This window comes from Bacillus pretiosus (assembly GCF_052947655.1).
The window spans coordinates 3,552,235-3,572,787 of record NZ_CM129593.1; the positions used below are offsets into that span (position 1 = coordinate 3,552,235).

Below are 20,553 nucleotides of genomic sequence, written 5' to 3' on the forward strand. Positions count from 1 at the left end.
CATCTAGTTAGCGGGGGAGAAAATTCATGGCATGGGAGATTTTTAGCATCATAGGCACAATCGCTTTCGCACTAAGCGGAGCCATTGTTGCAATGGAAGAGGATTATGATATTTTCGGGGTGTATATTTTAGGAATGGCAACCGCATTTGGGGGAGGTGCCCTTCGTAATTTATTAATCGGTTATCCGATTGTCGCGTTTTGGCAACAAGACATGTTATTCCAAATCGCACTACTATCAATGACGATTATTTTTCTTTTTCCTAATAAATTAATTAGACATTGGAAAAAGTGGGAAAATATCACTGATGCTATTGGCTTATCAGCATTCGCCGTACAAGGAGCATTATATGCTCAAAAATTAAATTTACCAATTAGCGCTACAATCGTAGCAGCTGTTTTAACTGGTATTGGCGGTGGTATCATCCGCGATCTTTTAGCCCGCAGAAAACCTCTCGTCCTTCGAGCTGAAGTATATGCCTTTTGGACGATTCTAGCAGGTTTCTTAATCGGCGCTCAAATTATTGTTAGCGATTGGGCTCTATATACCTTATTCATTTTAATTGTTTGCTTCCGCATGGTTTCTATTCATTACAAATGGCATTTACCGCATAGACGTATCGATACAAAAGAACGTTCAATGCATAAATAGCAATCTAACCTCTTTACATATCGTAAAGAGGTTTTTCTTTTCTAATGAGTTTTTCTTTACATAATGTTTATACTAATCCTCAAAGCGAGGTGAATACAAATGACAAACCATGTTAATAAAGGCGCTCAAAAAAGCTCAGTAGGTCAAATTGGACACGATCCTAATTCTGCACACGAAAAAAGCGCTAAAATGGAACACTTCCATAAATCTTATCAAGAAAAAGCAAAAAAAGAGTAAAAGCACTTATACAAAAAACAGACGCACAGTTTACGTACTGTGCGTCTCCTCTTCAAGCATCAAATCACAACTTGATATCCCAATTAAATCATATTTATCATACGTATCCTCTTGCAACAACCGCATAGCCTGTGTACGAATCGATTTTTCAACAATATTCCGTACATATCTTCCATTACTAAACGATGTAATTTGCGATGAGTACTTTACGGCATGTAAATGATCTCTAAATTTCCATTCAGCCTCTTTCGATAACTGGTATTCACGTTCTTCATACATCCTCTTCCCTATTTCTAACAGCTGATTTACTGAGTAATCCGCAAATTCAATTATAAACGGAAAACGTGATTGCAGACCTGGATTTAATGAAAGAAAGTGATTCATTTCTCTTGAATATCCGGCTAATATCAATACAAAACCGTGTTGTTTATCTTCCATATGCTTTACGAGTGTATCAATTGCTTCTTTCCCAAAATCTTTTTCTCCCCCTCGGGCTAATGAATACGCCTCATCAATAAACAAAATACCTCCCATTGCTTTTTTTATTAAATCTCTTGTTTTTTGAGCTGTATGACCGATGTACTCTCCTACAAGATCCGCACGTTCAGCTTCAACTAAGTGCCCTTTTGATAGAATATTCATCTCAAACAACAATTTCCCTATCATTCTAGCAACAGTTGTCTTCCCTGTACCTGGATTCCCTTTAAACAACATATGGAGTACTTGCTTCTCAGACTTTAACCCTATTTCTTGTCTTTTTTTATTTACATAAATCCAAGCATATATTTCTTTTATTATCTTTTTTATATCATCCATCCCAATAAGCTTTCCCATTTCTTCTTCAATTCTTTGCAGCATCTCATGTTTCGTAGTAGTTTCATTTGAAATTACTGTTTTATTTTCTGCGGCTGGTAAAGAAATTTTCTTTCGATGATTTAACACAATATTAATTTGATTATTATTTTTCTTTCGCATCGATTGTTCCATACAATCACCTCATTTTATCCCGCTATTTGCGAGCAGTAAGACTCCCACCTCAAAATTCAGCAAATATTAGGAAGTTAGGCGGCAGATAATTGCCCGTAAATGCCCGATTGGTGCAGGCTAATGATCAGCGATGGATTAACAAAATCCCACTGATTAAAATTTCGCTTTATCCACTCACCAAATATTATTATTCCTGTCTCCCTTGCAAATGACTATTTTCAGAAAAGTTTGCTATAATATAAGAAATAATGAAGGTGGTGGGACTATGGAGACAACGGAATTCCATGATACAATACAAGCCTTTTCTATTTTTTTATTGAATAAAGGCCGAAAACCTTCAACCATTAAACGTTATGTTTATGACATTGAAGATTTCGGACATTGGTTAAAAAAAAACAAAAAGCTCCCTTCCAGTAATATATGGGCTACACTTTGTACAAAAGACTATGAAGATTATTTTTTCGACTTAAAAAAGAATCGACATTACTCAGAGAAAACGATGCACCGTGTATTTATTGTATTAAATAGAATGCATCACTTTCTAAACATCCCTAATCCATTAAAGAATATGGAAATTTCTATCCAACCAGACCGCAGGCTTCGCGATGAAGATTTCATTTCATCTGATGAGGAAAAAAGATTAAAACATATAGTCTCTTCATTGGAAGGACTTTCAGAAAAACAACGTCCTGTGCGCCCTTTATTGATAGATCGTAATATCGTTATTTTAAACTTATTAATCGACTATGGATTATCCTTACAGGAACTTACAGCATTAACTCTGCATCACGTCCACTTTGAAACTAACACATTATCTATCCCAGCAACCGCAGGGGTAGAAAGAACAATTACATTAACTAACGAAGACAAAAAACAACTATATGCTTATTACAAAAGCATCCCTGAACCCGTTCGTCCAAAATATCATAGCCATGACCCATTATTTATCGCATTTGATTTTAATCGTGGAACATACAGATGGGTATACGAAAATGATGCACCGAAGGGATTAACAGAAATCGCTATCCAAAAAATGATTCGCCTTGAAGTATCTAGAGCTAATTTACGCAAAGGAATCTCAGGACAACACTTTCGTAACACCTATATTTTAAACTTAATAAAAAAAGAAACTCCGGAGTCAGAAATTATAAAACTAGCTGGATTCAAATCAAAAGTTTCACTAAAACGATATTATCAATACGCAGAAAATAGAAAAAACGCCTTATGATAAGGCGTTTTTTCTATTTTTTCTTTAAACAAACGATTTTACTATGACCATTTAACTAATTTTTGCATCTACTATGATGAGTTTCGTTCATATCCTCATGAGAAAGGAGAGATTTAATGTCTCATTTTAACGACAGTCAGAACAAATTCTCCAAACCATGCTTTCCAAGTAGCGCCGGACGAATCCCAAATACCCCATCAATCCCAGTTACTAAGGTACAACTTAGAACATTCCGTGCAATCATTATTGATTTAACAAAAATAATCCCAAAACTTTTCGCAAATCCATCTCCTCAAAACATTGAAGATCTAATCGATACATTGAACCTACTAAGTAAATTTATTTGTTCACTAGACGCTACTTCCTCCCTGAAAGCACAAGGGTTAGCTATTATTAAAAACTTAATAACTATATTAAAAAATCCAACCTTCGTAGCAAGCGCTGTATTTATCGAGCTTCAAAATCTAATTAATTATTTACTATACATTACAAAACTATTCCGAATCGACCCTTGCACACTTCAAGAGCTTCTTAAATTAATAGCAGCATTACAAACCGCTCTAGTTAATTCTGCTTCATTCATTAAAGGACCTACCGGGCCTACTGGGCCAGCAGGCGCTACTGGCGCTACCGGACCTCGAGGTAATACGGGCGCTACTGGTGCTACCGGTCCTCGAGGTAACACGGGCGCTACTGGTGCTACCGGTCCTCGAGGTAACACGGGCGCTACTGGTGCTACCGGACCTCAAGGTAACACGGGCGCTACTGGTGCCACTGGGCCTCAAGGCGTTCAAGGTAACACAGGTGCTACCGGTGCCACTGGGCCTCAAGGTAACACGGGCGCTACTGGTGCCACTGGGCCTCGAGGTAACACAGGCGCTACTGGTGCTACCGGTCCTCGAGGTAACACGGGCGCTACTGGTGCTACCGGTCCTCAAGGTAACACGGGTGCTACGGGTGCCACTGGGCCTCGAGGGAACACGGGTGCTACCGGTGCCACTGGGCCTCAAGGTAACACGGGCGCTACTGGTGCCACGGGACCTCGAGGTAACACGGGTGCTACGGGTGCTACCGGTGCTACCGGTGCCACTGGGCCTCAAGGTAACACGGGCGCTACTGGTGCCACGGGACCTCAAGGCGTTCAAGGTAACACGGGCGCTACTGGTGCCACTGGGCCTCGAGGGAACACAGGCGCTACTGGTGCCACTGGGCCTCAGGGTAACACGGGTGCTACGGGTGCCACGGGACCTCGAGGTAACACGGGTGCTACGGGTGCCACGGGACCTCAAGGTAACACGGGTGCTACGGGTGCCACTGGGCCTCGAGGTAACACGGGTGCTACGGGTGCCACGGGACCTCAAGGTAACACAGGTGCTACGGGTGCCACTGGGCCTCAAGGCGTTCAAGGTAACACAGGTGCTACTGGTGCTACCGGTGCCACGGGACCTCAAGGCGTTCAAGGTAACACAGGCGCTACTGGTGCCACGGGACCTCAAGGTATTCAAGGTAACACGGGTGCTACTGGGCCTCAAGGTAACACTGGTGCTACCGGTGCCACTGGTATAGGAGTTACCGGACCTACCGGACCTTCTGGTGGGCCTCCTGGACCTACTGGTCCTCAAGGACCTCAAGGTAACACGGGCGCTACTGGTGCTACTGGACCTCAAGGTGTTCAAGGTAACACGGGCGCCACTGGTGCTACTGGACCTCAAGGTGTTCAAGGTAACACGGGCGCTACTGGCGCTACTGGACCTCAAGGTGTTCAAGGTAACACGGGTGCCACTGGTGCTACTGGACCTCAAGGCGTTCAAGGTAACACGGGCGCTACTGGTGCTACTGGACCTCAAGGTGTTCAAGGTAACACGGGTGCTACTGGTGCCACTGGTCCTCAAGGTACTCAAGGTAACACGGGTGCTACTGGTGCCACTGGTCCTCAAGGTGTTCAAGGTAACACAGGCGCTACTGGTGCTACTGGACCTCAAGGCGTTCAAGGTAACACAGGCGCTACTGGTGCTACTGGACCTCAAGGGGCTCAAGGTAACACGGGTGCCACTGGTGCTACTGGACCTCAAGGTGTTCAAGGTAACACGGGTGCCACTGGTGCTACTGGACCTCAAGGCGTTCAAGGTAACACTGGTGCTACTGGTGCCACTGGTCCTCAAGGTACTCAAGGTAACACGGGTGCTACTGGTGCCACTGGTCCTCAAGGTGTTCAAGGTAACACGGGTGCCACTGGTGCTACTGGACCTCAAGGCGTTCAAGGTAACACAGGCGCTACCGGTGCCACTGGACCTCAAGGTGTTCAAGGTAACACTGGTGCTACTGGTGCTACTGGACCTCAAGGCGTTCAAGGTAACACAGGCGCTACTGGTGCTACTGGACCTCAAGGTGTTCAAGGTAATACAGGTGCTACTGGTGCCACTGGTCCTCAAGGTGTTCAAGGTAACACTGGTGCCACTGGTCCTCAGGGTGTTCAAGGTAACACGGGTGCTACTGGACCTCAAGGCGTTCAAGGTAACACTGGTGCCACTGGTGCTACTGGACCTCAAGGTGTTCAAGGTAACACGGGTGCTACTGGACCTCAAGGCGTTCAAGGTAACACGGGTGCTACTGGTGCCACTGGTCCTCAAGGTACTCAAGGTAACACGGGTGCTACTGGTGCCACTGGTCCTCAAGGTACTCAAGGTAACACGGGTGCTACTGGTGCCACGGGACCTCAAGGTGTTCAAGGTAACACTGGTGCCACTGGTGCTACTGGACCTCAAGGCGTTCAAGGTAACACAGGCGCTACCGGTGCCACGGGACCTCAAGGTGTTCAAGGTAACACTGGTGCTACGGGTGCTACTGGACCTCAAGGCGTTCAAGGTAACACAGGCGCTACTGGTGCTACTGGACCTCAAGGTGTTCAAGGTAACACTGGTGCTACTGGACCTCAAGGTGTTCAAGGTAACACAGGCGCTACTGGTGCTACTGGACCTCAAGGTGTTCAAGGTAATACAGGTGCTACTGGTGCCACTGGTACCACTGGTGCCACTGGTCCTCAAGGTGTTCAAGGTAACACGGGTGCTACTGGTGCCACGGGACCTCAAGGCGTTCAAGGTAACACGGGTGCTACTGGACCTCAAGGCGTTCAAGGTAACACGGGTGCTACTGGTGCCACGGGACCTCAAGGGGCCCAAGGTAACACGGGTGCTACTGGACCTCAAGGCGTTCAAGGTAACACGGGTGCTACCGGACCTCAAGGCGTTCAAGGTAACACGGGTGCTACCGGACCTCAAGGCGTTCAAGGTAACACGGGCGCTACCGGTGCCACGGGACCTCAAGGCGTTCAAGGACCAACAGGTGCTACTGGCGCCACTGGTATAGGAGCTACTGGACCTACTGGACCTTCTGGTGGACCTACTGGACCAACCGGGCCTACTGGACCTAGCTTCCCTGTAGCAACAATTGTTGTTACAAACAACATTCAACAAACAGTACTCCAATTTAACAACTTCATTTTTAATACTGCAATCAACGTAAACAACATTATCTTCAATGGCACAGATACAGTTACTGTTATCAACGCTGGTATTTATGTCATTAGCGTATCCATCTCTACAACTGCACCAGGATGCGCCCCACTTGGAGTAGGAATTTCAATAAATGGAGCAGTCGCAACTGACAACTTCTCTTCAAATCTAATAGGCGACTCACTTTCATTCACTACGATCGAAACATTAGCTGCCGGCGCAAACATTTCCGTCAAACCTACCCTTAGCGAAATTACAATTCCTGAAACAGGAAACACTAACATTCGCCTTACTGTATTTAGAATCGCTTAAATTTCACTATGTATCGTTTATGGCAAATAAAAAAAGAGCGAGAAATTCGCTCTTTTTTTGTTATGTACAATAATTCATTACTACTCTAATTCAATTGAAACATTTTTTTGTGGTACAAATGTAGAAATTGCATGTTTATAAATAAGCTGTTGCTTACCTTCTGTTTCCAGTAGGACTGTAAAATTATCAAATCCTTTAATTAATCCACGAAGCTGGAAACCATTTAATAAGTACAGCGTAACAAACGTATTTTCTTTACGGAGTTGATTTAAAAACTGATCTTGAATATTGATTGATTGCTTCATGTCGAATCCTCCTCTTTTTCTCTACTTACTATTATTCGACTTTAGTTGTAACTTTCCTTCTATGTATCGTAAAATTTCTGACGTTTTTTCACCGCCTGTAACATCAAACCACGTGACATCCATCTTATTACGGAACCACGTTAATTGACGCTTTGCATAACGACGTGAATTCGTCTTTAATTGTGATACCGCTTCTTCTAAAGAGACACGATCCTCAAAATAATCATATATCTCTTTATACCCAATCGCTTGAATAGATTGACAATCTCGTATCCCTCTATTATACAATCCTTCTACTTCTTCTAATAACCCTTGGTCCATCATTATATCAACTCGTAAGTTAATGCGATCGTATAGCATTTCTCGATCCATTGTCAAGCCAATCAAGGAAACATCGTATAATAACTCGTTTTCTTGTTTTTCAAGTTGATCACTCATCTTTTCACCCGTCGTGTGGAAAATTTCTAACGCTCTAATGACACGACGTACATTATTTGCATGAATACGCTCAGCACTTTCTGGGTCTACTTCTTGTAATTTCTTATGTACATATTCCACACCACGTTCTAATGCTAACTTTTCCATTTGTTCTCGGTATATAGTATCGCCAGCATCATCCGTAAACTGATAATCGAATAAAACAGATTGTATATACAGACCAGTTCCACCAACGATAATTGGCAATTTACCACGCTCTGTAATCTCTCGAATATGCTTATGAACACGTTCTTGAAATTCGGCAACAGAAAATGAGTCTTCCGGATTTTTTATATCGACCATATAATGCGGAATTCCATCCATCTCTTCTTTTGTCACCTTTGCAGTTCCAATATCCATCGTACGATAAATCTGCATGGAATCTCCACTTATAATTTCACCATTCAACGCTTTGGCAAGATCAATACTTAACTTCGTCTTTCCAACAGCAGTTGGTCCAATGATGACAGCAACTTTTTCACGTTGCACTTCTCCCATATCATTCAACTCTCTTTATGTAATGTACTCCATCTATTGATTATATCCAATCTTACCAATTTTAACGGCATGATTGCAAGTTCTTTCATTTCGGTACATGAAATTATAAATAAAAAAGAACATAGTTTGTCCAATTCCGCATATACATGATTAAAAATACCTTCGAGAGGATGAGTTGACTATGAAACAATCCACCATCAATTTTTCATCTTTAACAAAAGACCTTATTTTAGCTACTGCTACAAAAGAACAAAATTGTTCACAAGAAGAATTATATTTCGCCTTAAATTGTTTGCTACGTTCTTTTCATTCTACTCTCCAAGAAACAACATTACATCCAGAAAATAAAAATACAGAGTATATACAAAATCAATTTTGCAGTGCATATAAAATTATTACAGGTAAAACTATTTATCCTTTTCAATGATCCATAAAAGGCGGTTGCTTACACACGTTCAAGCAACCGCCTTTTATATTAATACATATACACTACTCTATAACTTTTACTTTTACAGATTTGCGCCCCCAGCTATCGGCACTACCATCTGAACCGACTAATACATCAATACGATTCCCTTTAATCGCACCGCCAGTATCTCCAGCAATCGCTTCTCCATATCCTTCTACCCATACTTTTGATCCAAGCGGAATTACTTTAGGATCAACAGCAATTACTTTCATATTCGGATTTGCTGTTAAATCATGCCCCATTGCAGTTAATACACGACCACCATACGTACCATTCTCACTTGGATGTGCTGTATACGCTGTCGCTTCTACTGTTATTTCACGTCCACCAGCAGGTGCACTTGTTTCAGTAGATTTCGTAACTTGTTTCGTAGTTGACTGCTGTTTTGCTACAGGTTTACTTGATTCTACATTTTTAACAGACTCTTTGCTCTTAACTACTTTATTATTTTTAACTGGCGTATTTACTCTTACTGGCGCCTCTTCTTGCGTTACAACTTCTTTCTTTTCAATTACAGGTGCCGTCCCTGTTAAAAATGGCATGTGAACATATCCCGTTTTTCCATTATAGTCAAATTGTAACCATTCATTTTGAACTTGATTTGTCGTTTCAATTACATCATCTTTATTCAGTTTACCAAGAATTTCAGAGTCAGTATTCGCTCCAGCACGAACATTTAACACGCCCGGCGTTACATAATATGTACTTTTTGTAAATTCAGCACTTACAAACGCTTCTTTACCATTTAATTTAATTTTTGCCCATCCGTTTTCTGTATTTATAACATCTAATTTATTTCCACTTAACATTTTACCTACAAGCTTTGACTCTACAGTTGGGTTTTCTCTAACATTTAATACGTCTGTTGTTACAATCGTTTCTGCTTTCGCAGAACCTGCAAAAATCCCAAGACCAAAAACTGCCGCCGTTGCTATACCTAATAATTTTTTCATGAATAGCCTCCATTTGCTTTGTTTTCGTATTTTCATTATAGCAACAGATTTTTAGGATTTTTAGAAATCACACAATTACAAACCATTCGTAATACACGATTAATGAGTTGTAACATAAATTTCCATATTAATGAATTCCATTTCTAATAGAATCCCCAATAGTTTTCATATATTTTCCACATACTAGCCCAGAATTTTTTTCCAAAAAAAATTACAGTATTACTTTTTTGTTACAAAAAAACCATATTTCATTACATCTTTTACCAAAATTCATCATTCTCCAATTATTAACTCCTTTTTTGTAATAAAAAAGAGCAGCTAATAAAAGCTACTCCTTTTTCATGTGTTATTTAACTTTCTTTTTCCAAATCCCCATCATAAGAGCTGAAATAACTGTCCCTATGAATATCGAGAAAATATATAGCACCGGTTTATTTACTAATGCGATAACAAACAATCCACCATGCGGTGCTGGTAATGTAATTTGGAATAACATAGATAATGCACCCGCAATACTTGAACCAACAACACAACTTACTATTACTCGAATCGGATCTGCAGCTGCAAATGGAATCGCACCTTCTGTAATAAACGATGCTCCCATAATATAATTTGTTAAACCAGATTTACGCTCTGCTTCAGTAAATTTTGATTTAAAGAAAGTAGTTGCGAATGCAATCGCTAATGGTGGTACCATACCACCGGCCATAACAGCAGAGTGTACGCCAAAGTTCTGCGCTTCTATTGCAGCAATACCAAATGTAAATGCAGCTTTATTAATTGGACCACCCATATCAATTGCCATCATACCACCTAATATAAGACCTAGTAATATAGCATTTGTACCGTTCAAACCATTTAACCATCCTGTTAACATTTCATTCAATGCTACTACAGGCGGAATTACTACTTTTTGCATAACAACTCCTGTAATCAACAATCCAAAGACCGGATATAACAATACAGGTTTAATTCCTTCTAACTGTGCTGGTAATCCTGAAAATAATCTTTTCAATCCTAAAACAACATACCCAGCTAAGAAACCAGCAATTAATCCCCCTAAAAATCCAGCATTCGCATGTGCTGCTAAAAATCCACCGACAACACCAGGCATAAATCCTGGACGATCAGCAATAGAACTCGCAATAAATCCAGCTAAAATTGGTACGAGGAATAAAAACGCACCTGTTTTGCCTCCACCAATAGACATTAACAATTCAGCCAATGGTCCTTCTGCTTTTATACCACCAATCCAAAATGCTAGTGCAATTAAAATTCCTCCACCCACAACGAATGGAAGCATATTACTTACACCGTTCATTAAGTGCTTATAAATTCCTAAACCTTTTTCTTTCTCTGTACTTTCTGTCTTCCCATCTTCCTTTATTCCATTAAAGATTGGCGCGTCTTGTTTTACAGCTCGATTAAGAAGTGTTTCCGTTTTTCTAATCCCATCAGCGACTGGCACTTGAATAACATGCTTCCCAGCAAAACGGTTCATTTCTACTTGTTTATCTGCGGCAACGATAATAGCTGTTGCTCGTTCAATGTCCTCTTTCGTTAAAGCGTTTTTTATACCTGTTGATCCATTCGTTTCAACTTTAATCGCTATTCCTAGCTCTGCTGCTTTTGCTTTCAAGCTATCCGCTGCCATATAGGTGTGAGCGATTCCAGTTGGGCAAGCCGTAACTGCTAGTACGTATGGTTCATTTCCTTCTGGTTTTGCAACTTCAATGTCTTCTTCTTCTTTTTCATTCTCTTTTTCATCAAATAAACGAAGAAGTTCCTCTTCATCCTTCGCTTCTAACAATTGCTTACGAAATCCTTCATCCATTAATAATGTAGATAGGCGCGATAACGTTTCTAAATGAGTATTATTCGCCCCTTCGCTCGCAGCAATCATAAAGAATAAATGTGCAGGCTGCCCATCAAGCGATTCATAGTTGATACCGCTTACACTTCTACCAAAACAAATCGCTGGTTGCTTAACAGCTTTTGTTTTCGCATGAGGTATTGCAATCCCTTCCCCTATACCAGTCGTACTTTGTGACTCTCGCTTTAAAATAGCTTCTTTAAATTCAGCTTTACTATTTAAACGATTTGCTCCGTCTAATTTCTCAACTAATTCATCTATGACAGCTTCTTTATTTGAAGCTGTCAAGTTCATAATAACTGTATCCCTTTTTAATAGTTCTGTAATTTTCATATGTTACTTCCCCCTATCGCTTAGTTACAATTACTTGCGACAATAATTCTTCTACTTTTTCTTTTTCACATAAATCAGCTGAAAATGCTGTTGCACTCCCTGTTGCAACGCCATATTGAAATGCCTTTTCAATATCTTTTGTCTGTTCATATTTACCTACAAATCCTGCAACGAGAGAATCTCCGGCCCCGACCGAATTAATTACAACACCTTTTGGAACAGTTGCTTCATATATACCTTCTGCCGTAAATAATAAAGCCCCATCTCCAGCCATTGATACGATAACGTGCTCTACACCTTGTTCAACTAATTTTCTTCCAAACGGTAAAACATCTTCTACTGTTGAAATCTCTACTCCGAATAACTCACCAAGTTCATGATGATTAGGCTTTAGTAAAAATGGTTTATTTTTAATTACATGCTGCAGCGCACTTCCACTTGCATCAACTACTACGCGAATACCTTTCTCAGCTCCGAGCGCTGCGATTGATTCATAAAAAGTAGTTGAGATAGACGCCGGTACACTTCCAGCTAGTACAACACAATCTCCCTGCCTCATACTTTCAATTTGTTTCATTAATTGTTCAAATTGTTCATTTGTCACATTAGGACCTTGCCCATTTAATTCTGTCTCTTCTTGCCCTTTTATTTTCACATTAATTCGGGAATCACCGTCTACTTGGACGAAGTTTGTTGTTACACCTTCCGCCTGTAATACATCTTTAATAAATCGACCGGTAAATCCACCAGTAAATCCAAGCGCTACATTTTCAACACCTAAACGATGAAGAACACGAGAAACGTTAATGCCTTTCCCTCCAGGAAATTTCATATCTTTCTCTGCTCGATTTACTGCTCCTAAATCGAAGGAATTAACTTGTACTACATAATCAATAGATGGGTTTAAAGTAACTGTATAGATCATTGTTTATCAGCCTCAATTACATTGGTTTGTCTTTTATATTTTTCTAAATCAATTTCTAAATAGTTTGTAATAATATTTGCTTCTTCAACATTGGCAATTTTCGCAAACGCAACTTCTGAAAACTTACTTTCATCAATTAAGAAATATCCTTCGTTTGCTAATGTTAATGCCATTTGTTTTAAAAGTGCCTCTTCTGGATCTGGAGTTGTAAAACCAAGCTGTTCATGCACACCATTCGCTCCTAAGAAACATTTATCAAAACGGTACTTCTGCATGCTTTCCTGTGCCATAGCACCAATTAAAGCTTTCGTCCTACTTTTCATCATTCCGCCTAGTAAATACGCACGAATATTATTTTCAACTAAAGCTTCAATATGCATAAGTCCATTCGTAACGACAGTAACATCTTTATTTATTAAAAATGGAATCATTTCAAATGTTGTACTTCCTGCATCTAAATAAATGCAATCACCTTGTTCAACAATGCTAGCCGCATAGTTAGCAATTTGTTGTTTTATTTGAATGTTTTTGGATGATTTTTCAACCATCGTTGGCTCTTGTCCTTTTCCTGTTAAAACAGCAGCACCACCATGAACTCTTTTTAATAACCTTTGCTTTTCCAATTGCGCTAAATCACGACGAATTGTTGATTCAGAGCTTTCTGTCCTTTCCACTAATTGCTGTAATTTAACAACCTTCTGCTCTTTTACAAGTTGCAATATCATTTGATGACGTTCAGGAGTTAACATTTTATTCACCTCTTCTTTGATTACAGTATAATGAAAACGATCACAAAAATCAACCATAAACATTCACAAATAACCAGAAACAGTCACAAACAGTTATAAACAGTTATAAACAACAAAAAAGAAACCCATTTGATTGTTATATCAAATGGGTTTCTTTTTTCGATTCACTTATAAAGAAGCTTTATATATACTTAAAACATCGTCTTTATTTAATTTTTTAAAGTTACCAAATTCACCATAAGCCATCGCTTTATCAGCCATTAAATCAATTTCATTTTCCCCAATACCGTAATCCGCTAACGTTACTGGTGCCTCAATTGAAGTCCAAAATTGACGTAACGCCTCAATTCCTTCTAACGCAATTTCTCGATCAGTCTTTTCATCTGTTTCTACATCGAATACGCGAATAGCGAACTGTTTAAAACGACTTACATTTTCATCTACAACACGCTTCATCCAGTTCGGGAATAAAATCGCAAGGCCACCCCCGTGTGGTATATCATGAACTGCAGAAACTGCATGTTCAATATTATGAGTCGCCCAATCTCCTTTTACTCCCATCGCTAAAATACCGTTTAACGCCATAGTACCGCAATATAAAATGGTTTCTCTATGCTCATAATTTTCTAAATCACTTAAAAGCTTAGGAGCAGTTTCAATTACTGTTTTTAAAACAGATTCACAATAACGATCTTGTAATTCTGTATTTGTTCCATGATGGAAATATTGCTCTAATACATGTGACATAATATCTACCATACCGTAAATTGTTTGATCCCTCGGCACAGACGCAGTATGAACTGGATCTAAAATCGAAAACTGCGGGAAAGTAACTGGGCTACCCCAGCCATATTTTTCATTCGTTTCCCAGTTTGTAATTACAGAACCAGCATTCATTTCAGATCCTGTTGCCGCAAGCGTAAGTACCGTACCAAATGGTAACGCCTCACTAGCAAATGCTTTTTTCGTTACAATATCCCATACATCTCCATCATATTTGCTACCAGCAGCAATTGCTTTCGTACAGTCGATTACACTTCCTCCGCCAACCGCTAATATGAATTCGACACCATTATCTTTACAAATTTGAATCCCTTTCTTTACAGTTGATACACGAGGATTCGGTTCAACACCTGTCAATTCAAATATTTCCGCATTTATATCTTTTAAAATAGAAATTACATTATCATAAATACCGTTTCTTTTAATGCTGCCTCCCCCGTATACGAGAAGAACTTTTTTACCGAACTGTGGAATTTCAGTTTTTAACTGTTCCAATTGACCTTTACCGAAAATAAGTTTCGTTGGATTACGAAATACAAAATTTTGCATATCCCTTTACCATCCCTTCTATATGAAAAGCAACTATACTTTTGTATACCATATTTTTTTCATTTCACAAAAATATTTGCCTAACAAAAAAAATCCCAGCCTAAAGGCTGAGATTTTTTATTGATAATAAGGTGAGATCATTAAGTAAACAATAACACCAGATAAACTTACATATAACCAAATTGGCATCGTCCAACGTACAATTTTACGATGACGTGTTAATTGATTTGTAAAACCAAATACAAGTGCAAACAATGCAAGTGGTACAATAATTGCTGCCAGGATAATATGTGTAATTAAAATGATGAAATACACATATTTAATGAATCCTTCTCCGCCAAAATGTGTTGCTGGCGCCAAGTAATGATACGATAAATAAGAAACACAAAATAGCAACGTCGTTGTAAATGCTGCTAAGATGAAACCACGGTGCATTTTCACATTCTTCTTAATAATAGAGTATAAAGCTGCTAATAAGAATACGAACGTAAAGCTATTAAAAATTGCATTTAACATTGGTAAAATTGTTACATCAAAATGTACTTCTCCTTCATAGCCAACAGGTCCAAAGAACAAAAATAAAATAATCGCATTTACAATTACAGAAAGCGTTATCACAATAGGAGCATAGCTTTTCTGATTAGTTGATTGATCCACCAAAATGGTCACTCCTCTTCCTTCAAATATGTATACGTAACCTCACTATTTTAACATATTATTCACAGTGTAAATGTGACAATAGTTTGACACAGTAAGACAGCGCAAAGAAAAAAATCCTTCTTAATAAAACTTCTTAAGAAGGATTTTATCGCTTTATTATTTAAATAGCAATGTAATTAGTTTTTGTTAAAAAATGTATTGCTATATGCTTGATAAATTTCAGACACTTGATATCCCATTAAAGAAATTGCTGTTAATGAAAAGAAACCAATCATAAGAAATCGAAACCACATATAAATCTCCTCCTTGTATTTAGCTTAAAAAGCAGTCGCTATATTACAAGTTGAATGGCACTCTTCATCGTCACTTTCCTTTTTCTTTACAATTGCTGTTATAAATCGAATCATAAAGAAAATCACAAAAGGAAATTGTTCGTAATTTACCTTGGCATAGTTTGGCAACGGCTCGCGCTGCACATCGAACGGAGATGAGAAGGAATAGAACATACCTTGCTCTTCCATATATACAATTACAATTTTCATACAAAACATTATTCCTAAAAATGAAACAATATCTTGCCATTCTGTCGTATATAACAAGTTATACAGCTCTAGTACGTACTCTTCCATCGTCATCCCCCCTTCCTTTTTTACCATTTTGCTCGCCTTCATATAAAAAGTCAAGAAAAAAGTTTATATTCACTATGACAATAGTAATTACTTGTTTCTATGATTATATATGATTCTTTTATAGCAATGATTGGGTGTAACTCTCTTCTAAAACAAGAAATTAGAATCGAACAGATTCCTCATTCTTGCTTTTAGGATTCAACAATGTACTATTTTTATTTCTATTAAAAATAAAATAAGAAATTATTATAAGAACAGTAACAAGCATTGTTAAAAGCGCTTGTGAACGTAAAGATTCAATTGCGAGCATGGCAACTAAAACTGCTATAATCGCAGTAATTGTAACATATGTTACATATGGAAAAAGCCACATTTTGACTTTCAAATTTTGTTGTTCCGCTTTCCCCATTTTTTTACGTATCTTGAAATGTGAAACTGCTATAACGAGATAAACGAGTAACGCAATCCCGCCAGATGCATTCACTAAAAATAAAAATACTTTATCTGGAGATATGTAACTAAAAACAACTCCAATGTAAGCAAAGAAAGTTCCAAATAAAACCGCCCGAACTGGAACACCACTACTATTCAATTTCAAAAATGCCTTTGGCGCGTCTCCTCTTTCTGCCATTGAAAAAAGCATTCTTGAGTTCGTATATAAACCCGAATTTAAACAAGAAAGTACAGCTGTTAAAACGATAAAGTTCATAATTTGTGCTGCCGCTGGTATCCCTATATGTTCCAGCACCGCCACAAACGGGCTTTTTAGTATGTTCGCTGAATTCCACGGAAGGAGTGTAACAACTACAGCAATCGATCCAATGAAAAATACGAGAATACGCCAAATTACACTATTTGTTGCTGTTTTTACTGCTTTTACAGGTTCGGCAGACTCTCCAGCGGCTACTGCGACAATCTCTGATCCCATAAATGAAAATATAACGACGGTAATTCCAAGTAGCACCGAACTTATACCATTTGGCATAAATCCTCCTTGCCCTACTAAATTCGAAGTGCCAGGTGCTTCCGTTCCTGGTACAAATCCTAAAATAACAGCGAGTCCAAGACAAAGGAACAAAACGATACTTATTACTTTAATAAATGAAAACCAATATTCAAACTCTCCAAATGATTTCACCGAAAAAACATTCGTCAATGTTAATAAAATCGTTAATATTAAGCTTAATAACCAGAGCGGGATTTCTGGAATCCAATATTGAATAATACCAGCACCTGCTGTAGCTTCTATCGCAATAACAATTACCCAGAAAAACCAATATAGCCACCCAATTGTATAACCCGCCCATGGACCAATTGCTTCTCTTGCATATGTTGCAAATGAACCACTTGTCGGGTTAATAGCTGCCATTTCCCCTAGCATTCTCATAACGAAAATGACTAGAAGTCCTGCTAATGCATATGAAACGATAGAACCTGGCCCTGCTGAATGCACAACCGCACCGCTTCCAACAAACAAACCAGCTCCTATTACGCCACCAATGGAAATCATTGTAATGTGGCGTATTTTGAGGTCTTTCTTAAGATTTTTATCCAACTCTTGTACATCCCCTTCCAAACTTAATTTTGAAATTTCCCCCGCATTAACGGGCAGTAAGACCCCCACCTCAAAATTCAGCGGAAGCAAAGAAGTTAGGTGGGAATCTACTGCCCGTAAAAGCCCGATTGGTGAGGGCTGATAATCAGCGGGGGATGAACAAAGCCCCACTGATTAAAGTTTCACTTTATGTAAGAGTATTATGCGAAAAATCTTGTCCTATACTTTAAAACATATCAAAATATTCTGAATTTAACAATCGTAATTCGACCTCCTCCAAAAATTATTACATTAGGTTTAATAATTTTCCATACACAATTGTTGAGAAAATTATAGTCACCTTACAAAAGTTCAAATTTTCAGATATCATGAAATAAACAAGATTATACATCTAGACAACTTTTTGTATAGGAGTGTTGATATGTTAAACAAGTTCAAATTTATTTGTTGTACTTTAGTAATTTTCTTACTGCTACCGCTAGCTCCCTTCCAAGCACAAGCTGCAAACAATTTAGGATCAAAATTACTCGTTGGATACTGGCATAACTTCGATAACGGTACTGGTATTATTAAATTAAGGGACGTTTCACCAAAATGGGATGTAATCAATGTATCTTTCGGTGAAACTGGTGGTGATCGTTCCACTGTTGAATTTTCTCCTGTGTATGGTACAGATGCAGAGTTTAAATCAGATATTTCTTATTTAAAAAGTAAAGGTAAGAAAATAGTTCTTTCAATAGGTGGACAAAATGGGGTCGTTTTACTTCCTGACAATGCGGCTAAGCAACGTTTTATTAATTCCCTACAATCTCTGATCGATAAATACGGTTTTGATGGAATAGATATTGACCTTGAATCAGGTATTTACTTAAACGGAAATGACACTAATTTTAAAAACCCAACTACTCCTCAAATCGTAAATCTTATCTCAGCTATTCGAACAATCTCAGATCATTACGGTCCAGATTTTCTATTAAGCATGGCTCCTGAAACAGCTTATGTTCAAGGTGGTTATAGCGCATACGGAAGCATCTGGGGTGCTTATTTACCGATTATTTACGGAGTAAAAGACAAACTAACATACATTCACGTTCAACACTACAACGCTGGTAGCGGGATTGGAATGGACGGTAATAACTACAATCAAGGCACTGCAGACTACGAAGTCGCTATGGCAGATATGCTCTTACATGGTTTTCCTGTAGGTGGTAATGCAACTAACATTTTCCCAGCTCTTCGTTCGGATCAAGTCATGATTGGACTTCCTGCAGCACCAGCGGCCGCTCCAAGTGGCGGATATATTTCTCCAACTGAAATGAAAAAAGCTTTAGATTATATCATTAAAGGAATTCCTTTCGGAGGAAAGTATAAACTTTCAAATCAGAGTGGCTACCCTGCATTCCGCGGCCTAATGTCTTGGTCTATTAATTGGGATGCAAAAAACAACTTTGAATTCTCTAATAACTATAGAACATATTTTGATGCTATTCCCTTGGAAAAATAATAAAAAACAACAATAGGTTACATAACCTATTGTTGTTTTTTATTTATGTAAATTACTTTTTCACTTCTACATGATGAAAAGATTCTTTTCCATCTCTACATAACTATTTACAATACTTAAAAGTAATTTGCCACGAAACCATTTCGTTATATAAACTTTCCAATTCTTTATGCCATGTTTCTACCATAGAAATTCCCCTTTCCTTTTTAACACTTTAAATAAAAATCACATAACATTCTGTATTTATCCAATAAAAAAAGAGAACTTTCTCTGAAAGTCCTGTTACTACTCTAAAATAGTCTAGTTGCTATTTTGCTTTAACACAAATACTGAAAGTTCAGGTACACTCCAAAATCTAACAGGCATTCGGGTTGTCCCAATACCACGATTTACGTATAAATGTAACGGCTTATTCTTCCCTTCTAATTCATACATACCTTCAACATGACTCTCAGCTAATTTTGTAGTAATTAATGGACCTATAAAAGGAATTTGAACTTGTCCTCCGTGACTATGTCCTGACATTTGAAAATCAACTGGGTAACGAGCTACTTTGTCTACAACATCCGGCTCATGTACTAAGAGCATATTAAAATCTTGTTGCCTTACTTGTTTTAAAGTCGCGTCTATTTGCGGCTTCCCTAATAAAAAATCATCCAAACCTGATATTGTAATATATTTGCCATTTTCCGCATTAATTTTATGCACTTCATTTACTAACACAGAGAAACCAGCTTCCTCCATATACTTTTTATAAAATAAACTACCTCCCCCGCCCCTATCATGATTCCCAAACACTACATATTTCCCTAAGGGCGCATGTATTTTCTGCAAAATGCTTTGCGCTTCTTCTCTTTCTGCCTTATACGATCCAAACTTATCTATTAAATCCCCTGTAAAAACTACTATATCTGGATGTAACGTATTCATCTTCTCTACCAAATTTTCTAGTTGTTTCAATGTAAATTCTGGCCCTAAATGCACATCTGAGAATTGTAATATCTTTTTGTTATTAAACTCTTTAGGAATTGTAGAAGCTTCTATTTCATTCCACGTAACTGTTACTAGTTTTCGTTCTATTTCTGTCGCATAGAAATACAAACTTATTGAAATCATTACTATACTTATGAAACTGATTATACATATCTTGACGATTGATTTTTTTTGTTCTTTTTTTACATGATTCGTATTCATGTTCTCACCTCTAGAAGTACTTTAAAGCCTTATTGTTACATTAATGTGACAACATGAACAATGTTAGCTATATCCAATTCTATCCTCATTCACTTTGACAAATTTATACAGAAGTCATAACATATTTTTATAATACATAGATTCTTAAAAATGTTCCTTCTATTCATTCTA

18 protein-coding genes and 1 pseudogene are annotated in these 20,553 nt (G+C 38.4%); 6 read left to right on the forward strand and 13 right to left on the reverse strand.

Annotated features, from left to right (window positions below; all coding sequences use genetic code 11):
* Window positions 1–26: 26 nt before the first annotated feature.
* Together ACU8YW_RS18155 and ACU8YW_RS18160 are read left to right on the forward strand one after the other, a co-directional pair.
* Window positions 27–650, forward strand: coding sequence for a trimeric intracellular cation channel family protein (locus ACU8YW_RS18155; protein ID WP_000312270.1), 624 nt, complete (start codon window positions 27–29; stop codon window positions 648–650).
* Window positions 651–749: 99 nt separating this feature from the next.
* On the forward strand, window positions 750–887 hold the full coding sequence (locus ACU8YW_RS18160; protein ID WP_165775587.1) for a hypothetical protein: 138 nt from the start codon (window positions 750–752) through the stop codon (window positions 885–887).
* Between the two features lie 30 nt (window positions 888–917).
* Here ACU8YW_RS18160 and spoVK read toward each other — a convergent pair whose 3' ends face one another.
* Entirely contained in the window at window positions 918–1,874 is a 957-nt protein-coding gene (gene spoVK / locus ACU8YW_RS18165; protein ID WP_087982006.1) for a stage V sporulation protein K, read from the reverse strand.
* Between the two features lie 265 nt (window positions 1,875–2,139).
* Between spoVK and ACU8YW_RS18170 the strand changes: the two genes are divergently transcribed.
* On the forward strand, window positions 2,140–3,102 hold the full coding sequence (locus ACU8YW_RS18170) for a tyrosine-type recombinase/integrase (RefSeq protein WP_088064237.1): 963 nt from the start codon (window positions 2,140–2,142) through the stop codon (window positions 3,100–3,102).
* Between the two features lie 116 nt (window positions 3,103–3,218).
* Complete coding sequence (locus ACU8YW_RS18175) at window positions 3,219–6,926, forward strand: Gly-Xaa-Xaa repeat protein (protein WP_446893990.1); 3,708 nt, start codon at window positions 3,219–3,221, stop codon at window positions 6,924–6,926.
* Window positions 6,927–7,006: 80 nt separating this feature from the next.
* Here ACU8YW_RS18175 and hfq read toward each other — a convergent pair whose 3' ends face one another.
* Window positions 7,007–7,231, reverse strand: a complete 225-nt coding sequence (gene hfq / locus ACU8YW_RS18180; protein ID WP_000813896.1) for an RNA chaperone Hfq — start codon at window positions 7,229–7,231, stop codon at window positions 7,007–7,009.
* A gap of 21 nt (window positions 7,232–7,252) precedes the next feature.
* Window positions 7,253–8,206: a tRNA (adenosine(37)-N6)-dimethylallyltransferase MiaA gene (miaA, locus tag ACU8YW_RS18185; RefSeq protein ID WP_426933819.1), complete on the reverse strand. Its 954-nt coding sequence runs from the start codon at window positions 8,204–8,206 to the stop codon at window positions 7,253–7,255.
* 181 nt (window positions 8,207–8,387) lie between these two features.
* On the opposite strand from miaA, the gene ACU8YW_RS18190 reads away from it, so the two are divergent.
* Window positions 8,388–8,633: a hypothetical protein gene (locus ACU8YW_RS18190; protein WP_000814419.1), complete on the forward strand. Its 246-nt coding sequence runs from the start codon at window positions 8,388–8,390 to the stop codon at window positions 8,631–8,633.
* A 62-nt stretch (window positions 8,634–8,695) separates the two neighbouring features.
* Here the strand turns inward: ACU8YW_RS18190 and entD are convergent, their stop codons facing one another.
* The 8 genes from entD to gabP form a co-directional block, all read right to left on the reverse strand.
* Entirely contained in the window at window positions 8,696–9,628 is a 933-nt protein-coding gene (entD, locus tag ACU8YW_RS18195) for a cell wall-binding protein EntD (protein WP_088064240.1), read from the reverse strand.
* Window positions 9,629–9,974: 346 nt separating this feature from the next.
* A complete protein-coding gene (locus tag ACU8YW_RS18200) occupies window positions 9,975–11,834 on the reverse strand; it encodes a PTS fructose transporter subunit IIABC (protein ID WP_087984988.1) in 1,860 nt (619 codons plus the stop codon).
* A gap of 13 nt (window positions 11,835–11,847) precedes the next feature.
* Window positions 11,848–12,759, reverse strand: a complete 912-nt coding sequence (gene pfkB / locus ACU8YW_RS18205; RefSeq protein ID WP_060487493.1) for a 1-phosphofructokinase — start codon at window positions 12,757–12,759, stop codon at window positions 11,848–11,850.
* Entirely contained in the window at window positions 12,756–13,508 is a 753-nt protein-coding gene (locus tag ACU8YW_RS18210; protein ID WP_088064242.1) for a DeoR/GlpR family DNA-binding transcription regulator, read from the reverse strand. The genes pfkB and ACU8YW_RS18210 overlap by 4 nt, the downstream gene beginning before the upstream one ends.
* A gap of 168 nt (window positions 13,509–13,676) precedes the next feature.
* Window positions 13,677–14,840 carry an iron-containing alcohol dehydrogenase gene (locus ACU8YW_RS18215; protein WP_046956536.1) on the reverse strand — a complete coding sequence of 388 codons (1,164 nt, stop codon included), beginning with the start codon at window positions 14,838–14,840 and terminating at the stop codon, window positions 13,677–13,679.
* Between the two features lie 117 nt (window positions 14,841–14,957).
* Window positions 14,958–15,500: a DUF420 domain-containing protein gene (locus ACU8YW_RS18220; protein ID WP_000228316.1), complete on the reverse strand. Its 543-nt coding sequence runs from the start codon at window positions 15,498–15,500 to the stop codon at window positions 14,958–14,960.
* Between the two features lie 317 nt (window positions 15,501–15,817).
* On the reverse strand, window positions 15,818–16,156 hold the full coding sequence (locus ACU8YW_RS18225; protein WP_113732328.1) for a hypothetical protein: 339 nt from the start codon (window positions 16,154–16,156) through the stop codon (window positions 15,818–15,820).
* A 133-nt stretch (window positions 16,157–16,289) separates the two neighbouring features.
* Window positions 16,290–17,684, reverse strand: coding sequence for a GABA permease (gene gabP, locus ACU8YW_RS18230; RefSeq protein WP_000360103.1), 1,395 nt, complete (start codon window positions 17,682–17,684; stop codon window positions 16,290–16,292).
* 421 nt (window positions 17,685–18,105) lie between these two features.
* On the opposite strand from gabP, the gene ACU8YW_RS18235 reads away from it, so the two are divergent.
* Complete coding sequence (locus tag ACU8YW_RS18235; protein ID WP_088064244.1) at window positions 18,106–19,188, forward strand: chitinase; 1,083 nt, start codon at window positions 18,106–18,108, stop codon at window positions 19,186–19,188.
* Between the two features lie 52 nt (window positions 19,189–19,240).
* Here the strand turns inward: ACU8YW_RS18235 and ACU8YW_RS18240 are convergent.
* Together ACU8YW_RS18240 and ACU8YW_RS18245 are read right to left on the reverse strand one after the other, a co-directional pair.
* A pseudogene (locus tag ACU8YW_RS18240) lies at window positions 19,241–19,320 on the reverse strand (N-acyl-L-amino acid amidohydrolase); the annotation flags it as partial.
* Window positions 19,321–19,488: 168 nt separating this feature from the next.
* The gene (locus tag ACU8YW_RS18245; protein WP_426933821.1) at window positions 19,489–20,382 is read right to left on the reverse strand and encodes a metallophosphoesterase; all 894 of its coding nucleotides are present in this window, start codon (window positions 20,380–20,382) and stop codon (window positions 19,489–19,491) included.
* Between the last annotated feature and the right edge of the window lie 171 nt (window positions 20,383–20,553).